The organism is Cyanobium sp. NIVA-CYA 375 (assembly GCF_056108345.1).
In genome coordinates, this window is the sequence record NZ_JBSYHW010000162.1 from 1 (window position 1) to 2,204 (window position 2,204).

Below are 2,204 nucleotides of genomic sequence, written 5' to 3' on the forward strand. Positions count from 1 at the left end.
ATGCAATTAACTATTCAAATTATAAGCTATTGTCGCCTCAACGCAAGGGCTGATCGTATTTTTCGAGGTGCCCTTGATTTAATACCCGCGACGCCACCAAAAAAGTGACGGAGATTGACAGAAGCCAATGGTTGCACTGGGCCCCCGAGCTCAGCCCTTCACCTTGAGCCACACTGCCAGCAGCTTGTGGCGGTCCTGATCGCTGCTCGCACAAAGTGGGGCCAATGAACTCAGAACAGCTTCAGGGCCTCGCTGTGCTTGCGCTGGCGATGGTGCCGATGTCTCTGCTGTGGTGGGTCTGGATCCGGATGCTGGATTGATTGCTGCCACTTCGCCCAGCTCACCCCTATCGGCGCCAACCACGCCGGCGAAATGCCAAAAACTCTTGCCGGAGTCGCTCGTGCAGGGGTGTGATGTCGACCATCTGCTCCCGTGCCGGCACATTCACGACAGACCCGGTCCGTTCCGCCTCCTTCCTGAGTTGACGCAACACCGGAATCAAGATCAGGGCAGTAACGAGACTTGTCATCAACAGCACCGGCAGGACGCTGACTGTCATTGCTACGAAGAAAGCCGCTGCCAGCACCTGGCCGGCGATTGCCAACCACTTTGGTCTCGCCCTACCTGGCAATTGCTTCATCCTTCAACCCTAAGGTGGCTCCCCTAACCCTTGGAAGGTGTAGCGCATGTCGTGGTTCGCCATCAGTAGATAGCGGCAACTCTCAGCTACATGGTCTGACTTGGTATGTGAACAAACGGACATCATGCTGTGCAGCGGCTTTGTCTAGAAGAGCTCTGCAAAGCGACCTCCAACGACCACGACAACCAGCGGATGTAGAACCGCTGGTTGTTGGAACAGGGCCGGGTGCTTGGCGCCGCTCCCGCCCCCCCCGCAAGCGCCCCCCGCAAGCGCAAGGCTCCCCAAGCCCCCAACACTTTTCAGTGGGCTTGCGAACAGAAGGCATGCCAGCGCGAATAGCCTCCGCACACAGCTCCCATGCAAGACGCCCCGTGCAGAACTGGCAGCTGTGGGCCGTAGCGGCGGCGCTCTCTGCAGCCGTCACCGCTCTATTGGTCAAAGTGGGCGTACAGGGGGTGGATGCGGGGATGGCCACCCTGTTCCGCACCCTGGCCGTGGCGATTGTGCTGGCTCTGGTGCTGCTGGTAAGCGGCCGGCTCGATTGGCAGGAGCTGCGCCAGCTGCCCGCTCTGAGCCTGGGTGCTCTCGCCCTCTCCGCTCTGGCAACAGGGGTGTCGTGGTTCTGCTACAGCCGAGCCCTGCAGCTGGGGCCCGTCGCTGGGGTGGCGGCGCTCGACAAGCTCAGTGTTGTGCTGATTGCCCTGCTGGAGGTACTGCTGCTAGGTGAGCAGCTCGATCTCAAGGCCTGGCTCGGGGTTGTGCTGATGGCTATCGGCGCTGCTTTGGTGGCCTGGGTTTAACCATCAGGGCCTGCCACCCCTGCATGGACGGGCCATGCCTGAGGGAGAGGAATCAGCTGCCGGAGTTGGCCTGCGGCCGGATCTCCACCCAGGGTTCACCGCTGCGCAATAGCTCCAGAGCCTGCGGAAGGGTGGTTGTGAGCACTTGCTGCAGCGCCGCATTACTGCTGTTCCCCAGCCGCAGCCAGATCACCTGGGGAGGGGGGCCTTGCTCATCCAGCAGGCGGATGAAGTCCCGGTCTTTGGTCATCACCACCGCATTCGCGGCACGTGCCCGGCGGAAGATCTCTGGATCGCTGGCATCCCTCAGCCCGATCTCCCGCACAGCCACAGCGACCACACCCCATGGCTGCTCACCGATCCAGCGGGCCAAGGCAGGCGGCAGCTGGGCATCCAGCCACAGCGTCATCCCACCAACACCGGATGGTCGATCTCCCGAGCTGCGTAATCCAGTGCTGCGCTGAGGTCCTCCGGCTCCAAATCCGGATAGTCGGCAAGGATCTGCTCGCTGCTCAACCCCGCGGCATAGAGCTCGAGGACATCCCGCACGCGAATGCGCATGCCGCGGATGCAGGGCTTACCGCCGCACTGCTCCGGGTTGTGGGTGATGCGGGATGGCGCCATGGGCTCAGGCTAAGCGGCTTCTTTGGCCGCTGATCACTCCACCATCCAGCGGTCCAGCCGCGACCTGACACTCCTATGGATTGTCAAGCCCTCCACGCCTCCGTGATCGGCTGGTAGTTGCCCGGTACTTGAGGGGCAGG

General features: G+C 61.9%; 4 protein-coding genes. 1 reads left to right on the top strand and 3 read right to left on the bottom strand.

The genetic code is table 11. The features are described 5' to 3' along the window. Nucleotides 1-346: 346 nt before the first annotated feature. On the bottom strand, nt 347-559 hold the full coding sequence (locus tag AC01FP_RS17100; protein ID WP_474481886.1) for a hypothetical protein: 213 nt from the start codon (nt 557-559) through the stop codon (nt 347-349). Between the two features lie 452 nt (nt 560-1,011). Between AC01FP_RS17100 and AC01FP_RS17105 the strand changes: the two genes are divergently transcribed. Further along, nucleotides 1,012-1,440 carry an EamA family transporter gene (locus AC01FP_RS17105; RefSeq protein WP_474481888.1) on the top strand — a complete coding sequence of 143 codons (429 nt, stop codon included), beginning with the start codon at nt 1,012-1,014 and terminating at the stop codon, nt 1,438-1,440. 52 nt (nt 1,441-1,492) lie between these two features. Here AC01FP_RS17105 and AC01FP_RS17110 read toward each other — a convergent pair whose 3' ends face one another. Together AC01FP_RS17110 and AC01FP_RS17115 are read right to left on the bottom strand one after the other, a co-directional pair. After that, nucleotides 1,493-1,849, bottom strand: coding sequence for a DUF5615 family PIN-like protein (locus AC01FP_RS17110; protein WP_474481890.1), 357 nt, complete (start codon nt 1,847-1,849; stop codon nt 1,493-1,495). Next, entirely contained in the window at nt 1,846-2,064 is a 219-nt protein-coding gene (locus AC01FP_RS17115) for a DUF433 domain-containing protein (RefSeq protein ID WP_037979383.1), read from the bottom strand. Before AC01FP_RS17115 ends, AC01FP_RS17110 begins: the two co-directional genes overlap by 4 nt. Nucleotides 2,065-2,204: the final 140 nt, after the last annotated feature.